Below are 15,956 nucleotides of genomic sequence, written 5' to 3'. Positions count from 1 at the left end.
ACAACCTGTGATAACGCCTTCGTGACCAACATCGTGGTGTTTTCTGTAGCGAAAGCAAAGCGGCAGCTACAAATGTTTTAACTGTGCGAAAGCAAAGCGGCAGCTACAAATGTTTTATCTGTGCGAAAGCGTAGCGACAGCAACAACAAAGCGCCCAGTCGGAACGGAAATCAACTCCACATTATGGAGATGGCTAGTTTTTAATTAAAGAAGTAAAGTAAAGCACTGTTATTTAGGGCAGTACAAGTGATGAAACATTCACCTTGTACTGCCCTTTTTGTGATATTGAACATTGGAGTGTAATTTTTTAGGGGATTACCCCTATATGAACGGCCCTCTCTTAAAACTATTATTAAGGTGTAAAAGTTGTATACGAAAGACAGCATGATAAGGAGGATGCACACATGAAGACTTCTTTTAAAGTAGTCATCGTTGGAGGAGGAACTGCTGGTATTTCAGTAGCGGCACGCTTACTTCGTCAATCTCATTCACTTCAAGGGGAGATTGCCATCATAGATCCTGCGGAAAAACATTACTATCAACCACTCTGGACATTGGTGGGAGGGGGTGCGGCAAATAAGTGGGACTCTGAACGTGAGATGCTTTCTGTTATCCCTGAAGGAGCTGTTTGGTTAAAAGAGGCTGTTAGTAGTTTTGACCCCAGTCAAAACCAGGTAATAACACTAGGCGGTACAACATACACGTATGATTTTTTAGTAGTTGCTGGTGGGATAGAAATTAACTGGGGTGCTATTAAAGGGCTGAAAGAGGCATTGGGGACTAAAAGTGTATGTAGTAATTATTCTTTTAAGCATGTGGATTATACGTGGGAAACGATCCGTAATTTTAAAGAAGGGACAGCGTTATTTACACATCCAAACTCTCCGGTAAAATGTGGCGGTGCTCCACAAAAAATTATGCATTTAGCAGAAGACCATTTTAATAGAGTCAATGTTCGTGACAATATTAACGTTATTTTTGGTTCGGCCAATCCAGCGATTTTCGATGTTTTGAAATATCGTGAAGCACTTGAAAAGGTAATAGAACGGAAAAATATTGATGCTCGATTCCGTCGTAATTTAATTGAAATTAAGACTGAAGAAAAAATAGCTATTTTTGAAAATTTAGATACAGGCACATTAGAAGAAATTAAATACGACATGATTCACGTGACACCTTATATGTGTTCACCCGAATTTATACGGACGAGTGCTTTAGCGGACGAATGTGGCTGGGTAGATGTCGACAAGTTTACATTGCAACATAAAAAGTATAGCAATGTGTTTGGAATAGGCGATAACGCTAATCTACCAACATCCAAAACGGGTGCAGCTATACGCAAGCAAGCTCCTGTCGTTGCACAAAATCTTATTGCTTTAATGAGACAACAGCCAATGACGCAAACGTATGACGGCTACTCTTCTTGCCCAATTGTAACAGGCTACAACAAACTGATATTGGCGGAGTTTGATTACAATAAAGAACCTGTTGAATCTATGCCCTTCAACCAGGCGGTGGAAAGATCCAGTATGTATTTCATGAAAAAGGATTTACTACCTGTTATGTATTGGGATGGGATGTTGAAAGGCACTATGTAATTACGAATGAAGGGAGGCGACAAGCATGGCTAATGCTACGGTAAGTATGAGCAAGGAATTATATCAAATAATCGAAATGCTTGAGAAGCCAGAAGTTCGAGACTCTTTACAGCGCTTATTGGAAAAATTACCGAATGTAGAGCAAACGATAGAATCAGCAGAAAATGTTGTGGGTTTTGGAAAAGCAGTACTAACTGATGACAAGACGATAGATAGATACGAGCAATTTGTCTCTACTTATAGTGTAGGCTCAGAAACGATAACAGCTATTGTTCAGCTGATGGAGAAGTTGCCAAAGCTTGTTCAAATCATTCATCAGTTAGAAAACATCATTGATTTTGGTGCAGCGGTACTTCAGGATAAACAAACGACAGAATATACAATGAATAACTTAAAGAGCTATACCGATCCCTATGTCGAAAAAGGTAAGACAGGTATGGAGTTCTTCAAAATGGTACAGCAAAGAGCAGAAGAGAAGCCTCAACATATCAATGTTTTTTCAATTATTAAATGGACGAAAGATCCTTCTGTTCAAAAAACACTTAATTATGTTCAATCTGCACTAGATATTTTAAAAGAAAAAAACTGAATAAAGGGGAGTTTTACACATGTTATTACGATATTTTTACGATGAAAAATTAGCGCACGCTTCTTATGTTGTGGGATGTCAGGCGAAAGGTGAAATGGTCATTGTTGACCCGATGCGTAATATTGAGCCCTATCTTGCATTAGCAGAAAAAGAAAAGATGCAAATTGTTGGTGCGTTAGAAACACATATCCATGCCGATTTTGTAGCGGGGTCTCGTGAGTTAGCAGACCGTGTTGGAACAACGATGTATATTTCCGACGAAGGGGATGCTGATTGGAAGTATCAAAATCTTGAAGGAATTCCTCATCAATTATTAAAAGATGGTGATGAATTTTCTATAGGTAATCTTATTTTCAAAGTCATGCACACACCAGGACATACGCCAGAAAGTATCTCCTTCTTATTAACGGATCGTGGCGGTGTAGCAGATAAGCCGATGGGGATTTTTACAGGTGACTTTGTCTTTGTAGGTGATATTGGACGCCCTGACTTGTTAGAAAAGGCTGCTGGTATTCAGGGTACATCATTATCTGGTGCTAAAGCGATGTTTAAATCATTAGAACGTTTTAAGGCTTTACCAGATTATATGCAGATATGGCCAGCTCATGGAGCGGGTAGCGCTTGTGGTAAAGCATTAGGCGCTGTGCCATCTTCAACAGTTGGGTATGAGAAGCAATTCAACTGGGCTATGCAGTTTGATGATGAACAAAAATTTGTTGACGCATTACTAGATGGTCAGCCGGAACCTCCTTATTATTTCGCTGTTATGAAGCGTGTCAATAAAGTAGGGATAGAACTTCTTAAGAACTTACCACCAGTAAAGGCAGTGTCAAACTATGAAGAGATTACTCAACTTCTTGCGGATGGGAAGCAAGTGATTGATACTAGATCGGCGGAAGATTTCTCACAAGGATTTATCGCAGGTACACTAAATATCCCTTACAATAATTCATTGACCAATTGGGCTGGTTGGTTAGTAGATTATACAAAACCGTTATATTTATTAATTAATCCTTCCCAACTAGATGATATTTTAATAGCATTACGTTCTATCGGTATCGACAATGTTGTTGGTTATGGAGATGTGATGAAAGTATTGGAAGAGGCTACTTCTCTAGACAGTTATGAAAATATAACTCCTTTAGAAGCAAAGTCGTTCATTGAAAGTGAAAAAGTTCATGTGCTTGATGTGCGCAATCAAACAGAATATGATGCAGGGCATATTGAAAATGCTCAACATATTATGGTTGGTACGCTAGCTAGACGTTTAGATGAATTGCAAACTACTAAAAAAATTGTTGTTCAATGCCAAGGTGGTGCTCGTTCTGCAATTGCTGTAAGTGTGCTAAAAGCAAACGGCATTCACGACATTGTAAATTTAACGGGTGGCTATATGGCTTGGCAACAAGAGGTAGTGACTAAATAAATGAGGTTGTTCTAAAAGAAAAATAGCATACTAGTGATCCTAGTCTGCTATTTTTCTTTGCTTATAAGGTTTGGTAAGGCGTTATGAGATTCGTCAATGAAATGCTAAACGGATTTAGACAACATTTTTTCTCGGTAAAAGGGGTTAAAAAATGATTATTGTAAGTTTGAGTATATTCCTTCTTATTATTGGTAGAATTATTTATAAACGGCATATCCCAGTACGTCAAATACAAGAGTGTTTACTACAAGAGTTGAATGTGGGAATGGCTATAGTGGATGTACGTGATTATAATGACTCTTATAAATCACCTACACCAAATGCATTAAATTTACCAATTGCTTATTTAGTACGTCACATGCATGAACTACCAAAAAAACCACTTCATATCATTGCATCAACACAGCTAGAAAAAAATATGAGTGTTCGTATCATTCGGAAAGCAGGGCATGAAGTGAGGAGTTATAGCTTAATAGAAGAAAAAGTATAGGGTCAATTATGCTGAAGTAACAAGTAAACTTAAAGGGAGGCTTCATGCCTTTTTAACTTCTTTCAGCTTAAGTTTCCCACCTCTATAGGTGGGATGAATGCGGTTTTAAGTCACTTTTCAGCGGGCGTCCAAACATCCGAAATATAGGAACTCAGTCTAAAAACGCCACGTCCTGTGGCATTACCGAAATGACCGACATCGTGTCGGCCCTCGTGCAGGCCTAAGCACAAAGCCGATTCCGGACGGAATTATGCCGAGGTATAATTGATCTAGGAGTGTGTTTAGCTTGGAGAAAGAACAGCTGAAAAATAAATATTTACAGCAAATATTTCAATATATTCAAGATGGCATCATCATAATGAATCAAAACCGTGAAATTTTAATGATGAATCCCTCAGCGAAGCGGTTATCGGGATGGGAATTAGGAGATCGAGTGCCCTTTTGTTCATTTTGCGAAAATCGTCAAAAATCTCCAAAAGAACATACATGTTATTTAATAGAGCATAATGAGGTTCCTTATTTTTTATCGAAAATGCCGACGTATCATGGTAGTAAGATAGATGTTGAAATGAGCACGGCACTGATGTATACAGACAGTAACGAGCAAGCATTTCTTCTTGTGTTGCGCGATCAGACCCTTCAGTTAAAGGAAGAAGAGGCTCGGATTTCAAAGCTGATTATTAAAAAGCTGATTGAGGCAAAAGAGGAAGAACATAAAAGGCTTGCGCAAGAATTACATGATGGCGTTGGCCAATCATTATATACAATATCTGTTGCATTGCAGGCGGTTGAATCTTATGTCAAAGACAATGAAAAACTAAATACGTATATCGAAGAAGTACGCAATGAGCTAGAGCAAGTAATGAATGATATTAAATTGTACTCCTATCAGCTTCGCCCCCATAGTATAGATCAGTTAGGGATTACACCTACATTAAGCACCCTTGTCGATTCAGTGCAAAAGGTACATCCTAATATTGCTATATCGTTAGAAACAGATTTTGAAGAACGGTGTCATCCATCTGTAGAAATCAATATTTATCGCGTCGTGCAGGAGGCTTTACACAATATTACTAAATATGCAAAGGCCTCTAAAGTCGTCATTCGACTCGAAAAGAAAGCTACAAATTTATCACTCTATATAGAAGATAATGGCGTAGGGTTTGATTTGCAGTACATGAAAAAAGAAGGGCTTGGTTTAAAGCATATGGAGGAGCGAATTACACTATTAGGGGGATCTTTTAATATTAATTCGGCTCACAATAAAGGTACTAAAATTAGCATTCAAGTACCTAATTGGAAGGATGACTTTAGATGATTCGTGTTTTAGTAGTAGATGATCATGTGCTAATCCGTAAAGGGATTGTACTTTTATTGGAAAATTATAAAGATGTCCAGGTTGTAGGTGAAGCGGGTGATGGAGCGGAAGCAATCTCTCAGGCAATATCATTAAACCCGGATGTCATTTTAATGGACGTATCCATTCCGAATGGGTTAGATGGGTTTACGGCTACTCAAGAGATTCATAAGCAAATGCCTAACGTGAAAATTATTATGTTAACAATGCACAATGAAGTTGCTTATATTCAAAAAGCGATTGCTGTTGAAGCTCATGGCTATATTTTAAAAAATAGTCAAGGTGGAGTTCTCTATGAGGCTATCCGCGCTGTGTATAGTGGCCGTATATATTATAACGTGGGTATTCCACAGGAGCAGCTTAATAAATTGTTTGAACATAAAGGGCATGAAGAACAATGCATTTTAACTGTGCGTGAGCAGGAAATAATGAGGTTAACAGTTCTAGGATATACGAATGTCCAAATTGCTGGGCAACTATATATCAGTAGTAAAACGGTTGAAAATCATAAATCAAATATTATGCAAAAACTCGATTTAAGTAATAAAGCTGAGCTTATTCAGTATGGACTTGCAAATAACTATATGTAACAGCGTATTGTGGTTAGGATCTGGTGCAACATGAGAATTGGGATATATGTCCATTCGGTAACGTGAGGGGTTGATTTACGTTCCGACTAGCGCTTTCTTGGAGCTGCTGAAGTGGCGACTCTTGCGGGATAGATTGAAGCCAAGTCCGCGGGAGGCGCCAACTCGGAGTAAAAATCACCCTTTGTTTATTGATACACATCATTTTATATTTATTTTTGTCAGCAAGTTGGGATCACTCGAATGATGAGTGATCTTTTTTTATTTTTTAAAAATAATTTTCAATATTGTCACAGTGAGTAAAGCTAATAGTGGAAAACCCCTATATGTCTGGAATTACAGTGGGACTATACTGAAGTCACATAAATAAAAGGAGATGCAAGCACAGTGGATATAACATTTATAATTGTGATTTTCCTGATTGGATTCGTTGGATCTTTTGTGTCCGGCATGTTGGGGATAGGCGGTTCAATCATTAAATACCCAATGCTGCTATATATTCCACCACTTTTTGGCTTAGTGGCATTTTCAGCACATGAAGTTTCAGGTATTAGTGCGGTACAAGTGTTTTTTGCTTCGATTGCAGGCGTTTGGGCATATCGAAAGGGTGGCTATCTTAATAAGCCCCTTATTCTTTATATGGGAGGTGCCATTTTAGCTGGTAGCTTTGTCGGGAGCTACGGATCACAGTTTTTATCTGAAAGTGGTGTGAATGTCGTATACGGGATTTTAGCCTTGATTGCAGCTGTGATGATGTTTATTCCTAGGAAACAAATTGATGATAAGCCGATGAAGGAAGTAACCTTCAACAAGCCGTTAGCCGCAATTTTAGCATTTATTGTTGGGATCGGCTCAGGGATTGTTGGTGCTGCAGGTGGTTTCTTGCTTGTTCCGATTATGCTTGTAGTACTCGGGATTCCAACGCGCATGACGATTGCTACTAGTTTAGCTATTACGTTTATCTCATCAATCGGTGGAACAATCGGTAAGTTAATGACAGGACAAGTAGAGTACTATTCCGCAGGTATTATGATAGTGGCAAGTTTACTGGCGGCTCCTCTTGGGGCAAAAGTAGGTGAAAAAATGAATACGAAAATTTTGCAAAGTATTTTAGCCGTACTCATCTTAGCGACAGCGATTAAAATTTGGGTTGATCTATTATGATGAAAAAACAAAGAGTGGTTGTCTATAAATCACATGAAAAAAAGCTAATAATTATAAGTTTTTTAGTAGCGGGGATAATGTTTCTTTCAATTATTGGAAGAATTTTTGGTACCTAGGAGATGAAATGAAATGAATGATTCAGCTGTAATGTGGAGTCGGGCCTTAACAGAGTTAACATTGTCATTCCATATCGTTTACGCAACAATTGGCGTTGGTATACCTTTAATGATCATGATTGCTCAATGGGTTGGATTGAAAAATAATGACGAACACTATTTATTACTTGCGAGAAGATGGGCAAGAGGGTTTGTGATTACTGTGGCAATTGGTGTTGTCACTGGTACTGCGATAGGATTGCAGCTATCACTATTATGGCCAAACTTTATGGAGTTGGCTGGTCAGGTAATCGCATTACCATTGTTTATGGAAACATTCGCATTCTTTGTTGAAGCTATATTCTTAGGGCTTTATTTATATACATGGGATCGATTCAAAAATCCAAAGCGACATCTATTATTATTGGTCCCGGTAGCTATTGGTGCTTCTATGTCGGCCGTTTTTATTACAATTGTGAATGCATTTATGAATGCGCCGCAGGGCTTTGATCTTGTAGATGGAGAGCTTGTAAATATTCAACCAGTACTAGCAATGCTAAATCCTGCAATGCCAACGAAGGTAGCGCATGTATTAGTAACGTCTTATATGACGTCTGCATTTTTATTAGCTTCTATTGCAGCTTATCGTATGCTGCGAGGATCGAAGCATGTGTATCACAAAAAAGCATTACATCTTTTATTGAAACTTGGACTAGTATTTTCGCTAGCAGCACTGATTGTAGGTGATTTTTCCGGGAAGTATTTAGCTGAATATCAACCAGAAAAATTAGCTGCTGCTGAATGGCATTTTGAAACAAAAGAAGATGCTTCGCTTGTGCTATTTGGAGTATTAGATGGGGAAGAGGTGAAATATGCCATCAAAGTACCGTACGCATTGAGTGTATTGGCGCATAATAATCCTTTTGCAGAAGTAAAAGGTTTAGATCAATTTCCTGAGGACGAACAGCCGCCACTCTATATCCATTATTTGTTTGACATCATGGTAGTGATCGGAACTTTACTAATTGTCGTTGCAGCTATTTATGTGCTAGGTAAGTGGCGAGGATGGAAATTTATTTCTTCAAAAAGTTTTAAGAGAATAGTAGTGGCAGGGGGTCCACTATCGCTTATTGCTGTTGAGGCAGGCTGGTGGTTTGCGGAAGTAGGGCGTCAGCCTTGGATACTGCGTGGTTATATGAAAACGGCGGAAGGTGCTACAACAAGTGGCCAAGTCGATACGATGCTAATACTATTTGCGGGGCTGTACATTGTATTAGCGGTAGGAAGTATCATTGTACTTATCCGTATGTTCCGTAACAATCCGATTGAACGTGAAATTGAAGAACATCAGCAAGTGGAAGGATGTGCAGGGCAATGAGCTTAGAAATATTAGGGATTTCAGTACTATGGTTATTTCTATTTGGCTATGTCATTGTTGCGTCCATAGACTTTGGAGCGGGCTTCTTTAATGCGTATAGTGTCTTGATTGGTAAAGACCAAATACTAGCTAATGTTATTAAGCGATATTTATCCCCGGTGTGGGAAATTACAAATGTCTTCCTTGTATTTTTCTTTGTTGGAATGGTAGGTTTCTTTCCTCAAACAGCTTATTATTACGGCACAATTTTGCTAGTGCCAGTCAGTATCTCATTAATATTAATAGCAATTAGAGGGAGTTATTATGCATTTGAATCCTACAGCGAAAAAGGTGGACATATTGGTTATACAATGATGTACGGAATTACTGGTTTATTTATACCTGCATCCCTTTCTATTGTGTTAACGATATCTGAGGGAGGGTTCGTAAAAATTGTCAATGAAGAACCGCATTTACAAATTGCTAAACTTTTCACGAATCCGTTAACTTGGTCTATTGTGCTATTAAGTATAGTGGCAGTTTTGTATATTTCGGCTGTTTTCTTAACATGGTATGGGAAAAGAGCGTGGGATGAACATGCCTCTAATTTAATGAGAAAATATGCTCTCGGTTGGTCTTTACCGCTCGTGATAAGTGTAATAGGGATTATGGTGGAGTTAAAGGTACATGTGCCTGAGCATTATGATAATATGTTAAATCTGTGGTGGCTTTTCGCTATTTCAGGTGTGCTATTTCTTTTAACACTAATTCTTTTATTTAAAAAGAAAAACTATGGCATAGCCGTCTTTTTAATGGTTGCCCAATTTGGCTTTGCATTTTTCGGCTATGGTATTTCGCATTATCCGTATTTACTGTATCCGTATTTGTCGGTCTATGATAGCTTTACAAATGAAACAATGGCGATTGCATTAGTGATAGCGTTTGTTGGAGGATTAGTTCTACTCATCCCTTCGCTATATTTAGTAATGAAATGGTTTGTGTTTGATCGTGATTATGCTTGCGGTAAACATGATCACCATGCGTAGGGGGAATTATAATGAATCAATTTATTATTTTGTATGCACCTTTTCTTGTAGTAGCTATTAGCATTGCGGTTGGCTTTTGGATAGGACCGAAAGATCGTCAAATCAAGTGATAAACCCATTCATCATTGTAATGTGTGGTTGATTTCCGTTCCGACTGGGCGCTTTGTTGTTGCTGTCGCTACGCTTTCGCACAGAGAAAAGCTTCCTGGGGGCGTCCGATGAGCCGCTTCGCTGCAGGGTCTCGGGCCAACACGATGTTGGTCACGAAGGCGTTATCACAGGATGTGATGCTTTTAGCCTTCGTTCCTCTATCGCTAATCCCCAAGGAGTCGCCCAGCCTCCACTCCAACCAACTTACAGGTTGATCAAATTCGAATAATAAAATAACTTAATAGGATAAAAACTTGAAAAAAGGGGCTATATGGAAAGTCGTGAGTGTTTGACTTTCTATATAGCTCCTTTTTTGTTTATGTGGTTATTTTACTTGATGCACCGCTCAGATGGTCGCTCAATTTTTACATAGCGCCACAAGCTATTAGCGATGTCACGTGCCTCTTCTGCGTGTACGGTTCCAACGAATGCTTTACGGAAAGGTGTAAGAAGTGATTCGATAATAAAGAGCTTCGGTTTCTCACGCTGTAATTCCTCTAATAAGAATTCCACGTATTCTAACCCTTCTACTGTTTCGTTCTTAGCTAATCCTTTTTTAAAGCCTGTTAATTGCTCGATGACCGTTTCCTTATCTACTGTTTTAAAATTCGCGACGTTTTGAATCGTATTGATCATTTCCGTACTAATGATGATTTCTTTTGATTCAAGCATAACGGGTATAATTACGCTAATATTGCGTAATGCTACACGTACAATGGCTTCTCGATTTATATATTTATAGTCAGCAATTAAGACTGCGCGTAATGTAAGGTTAATCATACCAAGTGTCTGCACAGCACATTCATAGCTAATGGGACTAATTTCTTCTCCAAAAACTTGTACAAGTCGATTGGCGAGCCACTCTAACTCTTGTAAATAAAAATTTAAAATAATTTTATTCAGTTCTTTATCACGAGAATGGAAAATCGATTCAAAAATCTGAATTAAATTTTGTTCTCGATTGACATACATGAGTACTGCTACTTGCTGTGTTAATACTTCCAAATCAGTAGGATCCTTACTGTAAAGAAGTTCGTGGCGACGATTACTTGCTTCTTCGCGCCCTTCATCTAATATGGCGATTAAGCATTCGTTTTTAGAAGAAAAATGATTGTAAAATGTGCCTTTTGAAATTTTAGCGGAACTAATGATGTCATTAATCGATGCATCTACAATGCCTTTTTCAATAAAAAGAGCACGGGCAGCTGTGATGATTTGTCTTTTTCTTTTGTTCATAACCTCACCTTTTTTAAAATATTATACTCTTATTCTATAGCTAAAACGCCTATATATCAATGTTTTTAAAATTTATAATCTTAATTCTTGAAAAAAGTAGACTGCGAGTATAAAATAAGTTTTATCGAAAAAAACAAGAAAGAATTGAGGGATATAAATGAATAGTGAGCAAACACTGAAAAAGCCCCCCTATGGAATGATTTCAATTTTATTTGTGGGTGCTTTTGTTGCTTTTTTAAATAACACATTGTTAAATGTTGCATTACCAACAATCATGAAAGATTTTGATATAACGTATTCAACAGTACAATGGCTCGCAACAGGTTATATGCTTGTGAGTGGTATTTTGGTACCTGCTTCTGCATTCTTCGTAACACGCTTTAAAAATAGACATTTATTTATTGCAGCGATGTCAGTTTTTACAATCGGTACGGTTATGGCTGGCTTTGCACCTAACTTCGGTACACTTTTAGCAGGTCGTATGGTGCAGGCAGCAGGGGCAGCAAGTATGTCACCACTTCTAATGAATGTAATGCTGATTAGTTTCCCAAAAGAAAAACGCGGGGCAGCAATGGGTATTTTCGGTCTAGTGATGATTTCTGCACCAGCAATCGGCCCTACATTATCAGGATATATTGTTGAGCATCACGATTGGCGTATGCTATTCCAAATGATTATTCCGTTTGCTGTCATTAGCTTATTGTTTGGTATTTGGAAATTAGATAATGTAATGGAGACACGTAAAGTTCATTTAGATGTCCCATCAGTACTATTATCAACAATTGCATTCGGTGGTATTTTATATGGTTTCAGTACGGCAGGGGATAAAGGCTGGTCAAGTCCTTGGGTATATGGCACGATTTCAGTTGGTCTACTTGCTTTAATCATCTTCATATTTAAACAACTACGTATGGATCAGCCTTTGCTAGAATTACGTATTTATAAATATCCAATGTTTGCGTTGGGATCAGCTATCTCGGTTATTGTCTCAATGGCTATGTTCTCTGGGATGATTTTAACACCAGCTTATGTACAATCAATTCGTGGAATTGAACCATTCGAAGCGGGCTTAATGATGCTTCCTGGGGCACTTGTAATGGGGATTATGTCGCCGATTACAGGGAAGCTTTTTGATAAATTTGGACCGCGTCTATTAGCGATTATCGGTTTAACGATTACAACAATTGCGACATTTGGTTTAACAAAGTTAGAGTTAGATTCAAGCTATACATTTATTGTGTCCTTGTACACAATTCGTATGTTTGGTATGTCAATGGTTATGATGCCAATTATGACAAACGGTTTAAACCAATTACCACAAATGATGAACCCACATGGTACTGCTATTAATAATACTTTACAGCAAGTGGCAGGGGCGATTGGTAGTGCTGTGATGGTAACGTTCATGAATAACCGTACAAAAGTAAAAGTCGAAGAATTAATTGCAGAGGCAAAAGCCAATGCAGCGCAATCAGGTGTTGCAGCAACGCCTGAGCAAATGCAACAAATGCTGGATCAGATTAAACAAACGGCTTTATTAGATGGTATTACACACTCATTCTTCATTGCGGCTTGTATTACCGTTCTAGCACTTGTACTTGCGTTCTTCTTAAAACGCGTTAAAATTGAAAGCGCAGCGGCTTCAATGGATATGAAAAAACCAACTAAATAATAATGAGTTGATATACTCCCCTATAGGTAGACAGATGAAAAATATATTTCTGTTTATCGAAGGGGAGTTTTTTGATGCAATATAGCAATTCGTATCGTTGTATGGGCACATAAAAATAGCACGGATATGTGCAAAAGCTAAAGGATGGATGAATATTTTAAAATCATCCTAACCTTTTGTGCTAATGTCCGTGCAACAATTTTAATCGTTCTTTTTAAATAATGCTCCTGGCCAAAACGCATATTTACCGAGAACAGTAGTAATAGCAGGTACAAGCAATGGACGTACAATGAATGTATCAAGCAACACGCCAATTGCCGTAACGACACCGAACTGAACGAGTACTTGAATAGGTAAGGTAGCAAGTACAGCGAATGTTCCAGCTAAAATTAAACCAGCAGATGTAATAACGCTTCCTGTTCGTACAACACCTTCCTCAATAGCTGTTAAATGATCTACTGTTCTGCGTTTTTTCCAAATTTCCGAAATCATAAAGATATTATAATCTTCCCCGAGAGCCACTAAAAATACAAATGCATAGAGTGGAATTGCTCCTGAAATGGCATCTGCCCCCATTACATGGTGTAAAATTAGCCAACCTGCACCAAGTGCCCCGAAATAAGAAATAATAACTGTTGCTAATAAGTAGACAGTAGCTGTTATGGAACGTAGATAAATGAATAATAATAAAGCAATTAAAGCAATCATTGTTGGCATAATAACAGTTTCATCGCGTACAGTTAATTGCTGTGTATCATATTGACTAGCTGTTTCGCCGCCAATCCAAATATGTTTATCTGCATCTTTTATACCTTCATCCTCAAGCATTTTTATAACCGCTGCTTTAAGCTCTGGAATATAAGCTAAGGATTCCTTAGCATAAGGATTCGTGTTTAAAGAAATCTCGTACAATTGGATAGCATTATTTTTCTCTCCAATTCGGCTATCTGCAACACTATCAATATAAGAGATTTCAGCTAATTGCTGCTGCAAGCGGATATCTATACCCTCAGTATCAATGACGAGCTGAACTGGAGCTAATTCGCCAGGTGAAAAATTTTCTTCTATTAAATGAAAGCCTTCGCGGGATGGCATATTTTCAGGAAATGACGATAATAGATCAAAAGTATACTGAATACGTGGTACGAATGCTGCTAACCCACCAAGGAACAGTAAAGTGACAACAATGACCACCCATGGTTTATGCGTTACAGTGCGCCCAATTGTGCGGCTTATTTTATGTGTTGGTTTGTGCTGTTTTTTTCCTTTTTTATAAGCCATATCCTCTGTTCGCGGTATGAATGGGAAGAAGGCAACTCGACCTATAATAACAAGAATTGCTGGAAGTACAACTAACGCTGCTACACCCATCACTAGTACACCAAAGCTAAACGGAATTGCAAAGCGTTGGAATGCACCATAATGGGCAAGGCTAAGAGTAGCTAAACCGATAACAACAGTTAATGCACTCATCATAATCGCACCGCCAGACTCCTTTATAGTAAGCTTCATGGCAGTAGTCTTATCTTCAATATGAAATAATATCTCTCGATACTTTGATATTAAAAATAAACAATAGTCTGTACCTGCTCCAAAGAGTAATACAGTCATAATAGAGACAGCCTGCGAGTCCTTATCGATCCATCCATGATCGGCGAAAAAACCGAGCGTTGGACTTATAACGACGTAGGCAAGAGCAACAACCATTAATGGAATAATGGCTAATAACGGTGAACGATAAATAATAATTAGTAATAGTAAAACAAGGAGCACTGTCGCAATTAGTAATTTAACATCAGCTTGGGAGAATAAACCGACAGCATCTGTAGCGATACCAACCGGTCCAGAATAACGCACATGAAGATTGTCACTAACTAAGTCTTTATCTAGTTGGATATTATACTTATCCATTGTTTTTGTTAATGACTTTAAACTCTCTCGCAACGCATCCGTAGCCACGCCTTTTTCAAAGAAAACAGGAGTTACAATTGTTGTGCCATTGTCAGATGCAGACGCTAAAAAGGCTTGAGGTGGCATTTTATCATATGGTGGAATAACAGTTTGATTTGCTAAAGGTTTAGCTTTAAGCTCTCCGTAAACTTTTTGGATAGCAGCAAAATCATCAGTAGTTAGCCCGCTGTCTCGATGCCAAACGAGTAATAATGGTGTACCTGCATCATTCGGAAATTGTTCTGCAATAATAGTTGCTGCCTGCTGAGACATTTCATTTTCTGGTAAATTTTTACCAGATTCACTCTTGATACTATTAATCTGTGGCCAGGCAAATGACAGTACAACAACTAGTGAAATCCAAAAGGCAAGGGCTAAAAAGCGCCCTTTTTTACTTGTTACCATTGAGCCCCATTGCTCTAGTGGGTGCTTTTTCATTTAAAGACCTCCGTTTCATGTAAGTAATTTTAATTATATATACCAGAAGGTTAATTAATCAATTGTAAAAAAAATATATGCTATACTATGTCTAAAATGAATCCTTTATAAGGGGGCGAACTTGTTGAAGCAGTCACCGCGTGTTCTCGGAAGACCTCGCCATGATGAGAATGCGAAACCAAAAAAAGATATTGTTCTTGAAACCGCAACAAGGCTTTTTATCAAAGAAGGCTATAAAAATATTTCGATGGCTGATGTAGCAAAAGCTTGTAACGTTACAAAGGCTACTATCTATTACTATTACCCGACTAAAGGGGATTTATATACATCAGCTTTGCTGGCAATGATGGATCAAATTAAACTTTCCATTTTACAGATTTTAGAGGAGTCAATATCATTTAAAGATCGGTTAGAGAAGCTTGTTGAAATTCATTTATCGGCCACTGTAGATATTGATATGAAAAATTTTATGAGAGAAGCGACAATTAATTTATCGGAATTTCAGTTAAAAGAAGTGCAAGCATCAGAAAATAATATGTATAAAACGATAGAGCATGCGATGCAGTTAGAGATGGAACTAGGCACGATTCGGAAGGGGAATGCTACTTTTTTTGCCCATTCGTTTTTGGCTTTAATGTCAGTAGGATACGTTAAAGATAGGGAAGGGAAAAGGATATTTCAATCAGAAGCTACGGCCGCGAAAGAAATTATAGACTTTTTCTGGAAATCTGTTGAAAAATGATTTCTTTCATTTTATGTAGTATTTATGCTGAAAATAAAATAAGTATTACGCAATCGATT

The 15,956-nt window shown here is 38.0% G+C and carries 14 protein-coding genes; 12 read left to right on the top strand and 2 right to left on the bottom strand.

The genetic code is table 11. The features are described 5' to 3' along the window. Positions 1-404: 404 nt before the first annotated feature. The 10 genes from ABNX05_RS21610 to cydS all read left to right on the top strand — a co-directional run bounded on the left by ABNX05_RS21610 (position 405) and on the right by cydS (position 9,819). Positions 405-1,598 (top strand): NAD(P)/FAD-dependent oxidoreductase, encoded by a 1,194-nt coding sequence (locus ABNX05_RS21610; RefSeq protein WP_349661609.1) that lies wholly within the window; start codon positions 405-407, stop codon positions 1,596-1,598. A 25-nt stretch (positions 1,599-1,623) separates the two neighbouring features. Then, on the top strand, positions 1,624-2,187 hold the full coding sequence (locus tag ABNX05_RS21605) for a helical membrane plugin domain-containing protein (protein ID WP_349661608.1): 564 nt from the start codon (positions 1,624-1,626) through the stop codon (positions 2,185-2,187). Between the two features lie 19 nt (positions 2,188-2,206). After that, the gene (locus ABNX05_RS21600) at positions 2,207-3,613 is read left to right on the top strand and encodes an MBL fold metallo-hydrolase (RefSeq protein ID WP_349661607.1); all 1,407 of its coding nucleotides are present in this window, start codon (positions 2,207-2,209) and stop codon (positions 3,611-3,613) included. Between the two features lie 151 nt (positions 3,614-3,764). After that, on the top strand, positions 3,765-4,103 hold the full coding sequence (locus ABNX05_RS21595) for a rhodanese-like domain-containing protein (RefSeq protein ID WP_349661606.1): 339 nt from the start codon (positions 3,765-3,767) through the stop codon (positions 4,101-4,103). A 286-nt stretch (positions 4,104-4,389) separates the two neighbouring features. Beyond that, positions 4,390-5,421, top strand: coding sequence for a PAS domain-containing sensor histidine kinase (locus tag ABNX05_RS21590; RefSeq protein WP_349661605.1), 1,032 nt, complete (start codon positions 4,390-4,392; stop codon positions 5,419-5,421). Continuing rightward, complete coding sequence (locus ABNX05_RS21585) at positions 5,418-6,050, top strand: response regulator (protein WP_349661604.1); 633 nt, start codon at positions 5,418-5,420, stop codon at positions 6,048-6,050. Before ABNX05_RS21590 ends, ABNX05_RS21585 begins: the two co-directional genes overlap by 4 nt. 384 nt (positions 6,051-6,434) lie before the next feature. Further along, entirely contained in the window at positions 6,435-7,211 is a 777-nt protein-coding gene (locus tag ABNX05_RS21580; RefSeq protein WP_349661603.1) for a sulfite exporter TauE/SafE family protein, read from the top strand. Positions 7,212-7,340: 129 nt separating this feature from the next. After that, positions 7,341-8,684 (top strand): cytochrome ubiquinol oxidase subunit I, encoded by a 1,344-nt coding sequence (locus ABNX05_RS21575; protein WP_349661602.1) that lies wholly within the window; start codon positions 7,341-7,343, stop codon positions 8,682-8,684. Next, complete coding sequence (locus ABNX05_RS21570; RefSeq protein WP_349661601.1) at positions 8,681-9,709, top strand: cytochrome d ubiquinol oxidase subunit II; 1,029 nt, start codon at positions 8,681-8,683, stop codon at positions 9,707-9,709. Before ABNX05_RS21575 ends, ABNX05_RS21570 begins: the two co-directional genes overlap by 4 nt. 11 nt (positions 9,710-9,720) lie before the next feature. After that, positions 9,721-9,819: a cytochrome bd oxidase small subunit CydS family protein gene (gene cydS / locus ABNX05_RS26440; RefSeq protein WP_386829881.1), complete on the top strand. Its 99-nt coding sequence runs from the start codon at positions 9,721-9,723 to the stop codon at positions 9,817-9,819. Positions 9,820-10,189: 370 nt separating this feature from the next. Here cydS and ABNX05_RS21565 read toward each other — a convergent pair whose 3' ends face one another. Continuing rightward, positions 10,190-11,095 (bottom strand): TetR/AcrR family transcriptional regulator, encoded by a 906-nt coding sequence (locus ABNX05_RS21565; RefSeq protein WP_349661600.1) that lies wholly within the window; start codon positions 11,093-11,095, stop codon positions 10,190-10,192. A gap of 157 nt (positions 11,096-11,252) precedes the next feature. Here ABNX05_RS21565 and ABNX05_RS21560 point away from each other — a divergent pair, with 157 nt between their 5' ends. Continuing rightward, a complete protein-coding gene (locus ABNX05_RS21560) occupies positions 11,253-12,767 on the top strand; it encodes a DHA2 family efflux MFS transporter permease subunit (RefSeq protein WP_349661599.1) in 1,515 nt (504 codons plus the stop codon). 201 nt (positions 12,768-12,968) lie between these two features. On the opposite strand, the gene ABNX05_RS21555 is transcribed toward ABNX05_RS21560, so the two are convergent. Further along, positions 12,969-15,155 (bottom strand): MMPL family transporter, encoded by a 2,187-nt coding sequence (locus ABNX05_RS21555; RefSeq protein ID WP_349661598.1) that lies wholly within the window; start codon positions 15,153-15,155, stop codon positions 12,969-12,971. Between the two features lie 124 nt (positions 15,156-15,279). On the opposite strand from ABNX05_RS21555, the gene ABNX05_RS21550 reads away from it, so the two are divergent. Further along, on the top strand, positions 15,280-15,897 hold the full coding sequence (locus ABNX05_RS21550; protein ID WP_349661597.1) for a TetR/AcrR family transcriptional regulator: 618 nt from the start codon (positions 15,280-15,282) through the stop codon (positions 15,895-15,897). The last annotated feature ends 59 nt before the right edge of the window (positions 15,898-15,956 follow it).

The sequence above is a fragment of the Lysinibacillus zambalensis genome (genome assembly GCF_040183165.1).
Taxonomy (GTDB): domain Bacteria; phylum Bacillota; class Bacilli; order Bacillales_A; family Planococcaceae; genus Lysinibacillus; species Lysinibacillus zambalensis.
Note: the sequence above shows the minus strand (reverse complement) of the source record. Positions and strands in the feature narration are given on the sequence as shown.

Excerpts from the sequence above, each read along its gene's own strand:
- ABNX05_RS21610 (WP_349661609.1), top strand. The coding sequence starts at position 405 with ATGAAGACTTCTTTTAAAGTAGTCATCGTTGGAGGAGGAACTGCTGGT.
- ABNX05_RS21605 (WP_349661608.1), top strand. The coding sequence starts at position 1,624 with ATGGCTAATGCTACGGTAAGTATGAGCAAGGAATTATATCAAATAATC.
- ABNX05_RS21600 (WP_349661607.1), top strand. The coding sequence starts at position 2,207 with ATGTTATTACGATATTTTTACGATGAAAAATTAGCGCACGCTTCTTAT.
- ABNX05_RS21595 (WP_349661606.1), top strand. The coding sequence starts at position 3,765 with ATGATTATTGTAAGTTTGAGTATATTCCTTCTTATTATTGGTAGAATT.
- ABNX05_RS21585 (WP_349661604.1), top strand. The coding sequence starts at position 5,418 with ATGATTCGTGTTTTAGTAGTAGATGATCATGTGCTAATCCGTAAAGGG.
- ABNX05_RS21575 (WP_349661602.1), top strand. The coding sequence starts at position 7,341 with ATGAATGATTCAGCTGTAATGTGGAGTCGGGCCTTAACAGAGTTAACA.
- ABNX05_RS21570 (WP_349661601.1), top strand. The coding sequence starts at position 8,681 with ATGAGCTTAGAAATATTAGGGATTTCAGTACTATGGTTATTTCTATTT.
- cydS (WP_386829881.1), top strand. The coding sequence starts at position 9,721 with ATGAATCAATTTATTATTTTGTATGCACCTTTTCTTGTAGTAGCTATT.
- ABNX05_RS21565 (WP_349661600.1), bottom strand. The coding sequence starts at position 11,095 with ATGAACAAAAGAAAAAGACAAATCATCACAGCTGCCCGTGCTCTTTTT.
- ABNX05_RS21560 (WP_349661599.1), top strand. The coding sequence starts at position 11,253 with ATGAATAGTGAGCAAACACTGAAAAAGCCCCCCTATGGAATGATTTCA.
- ABNX05_RS21555 (WP_349661598.1), bottom strand. The coding sequence starts at position 15,155 with ATGAAAAAGCACCCACTAGAGCAATGGGGCTCAATGGTAACAAGTAAA.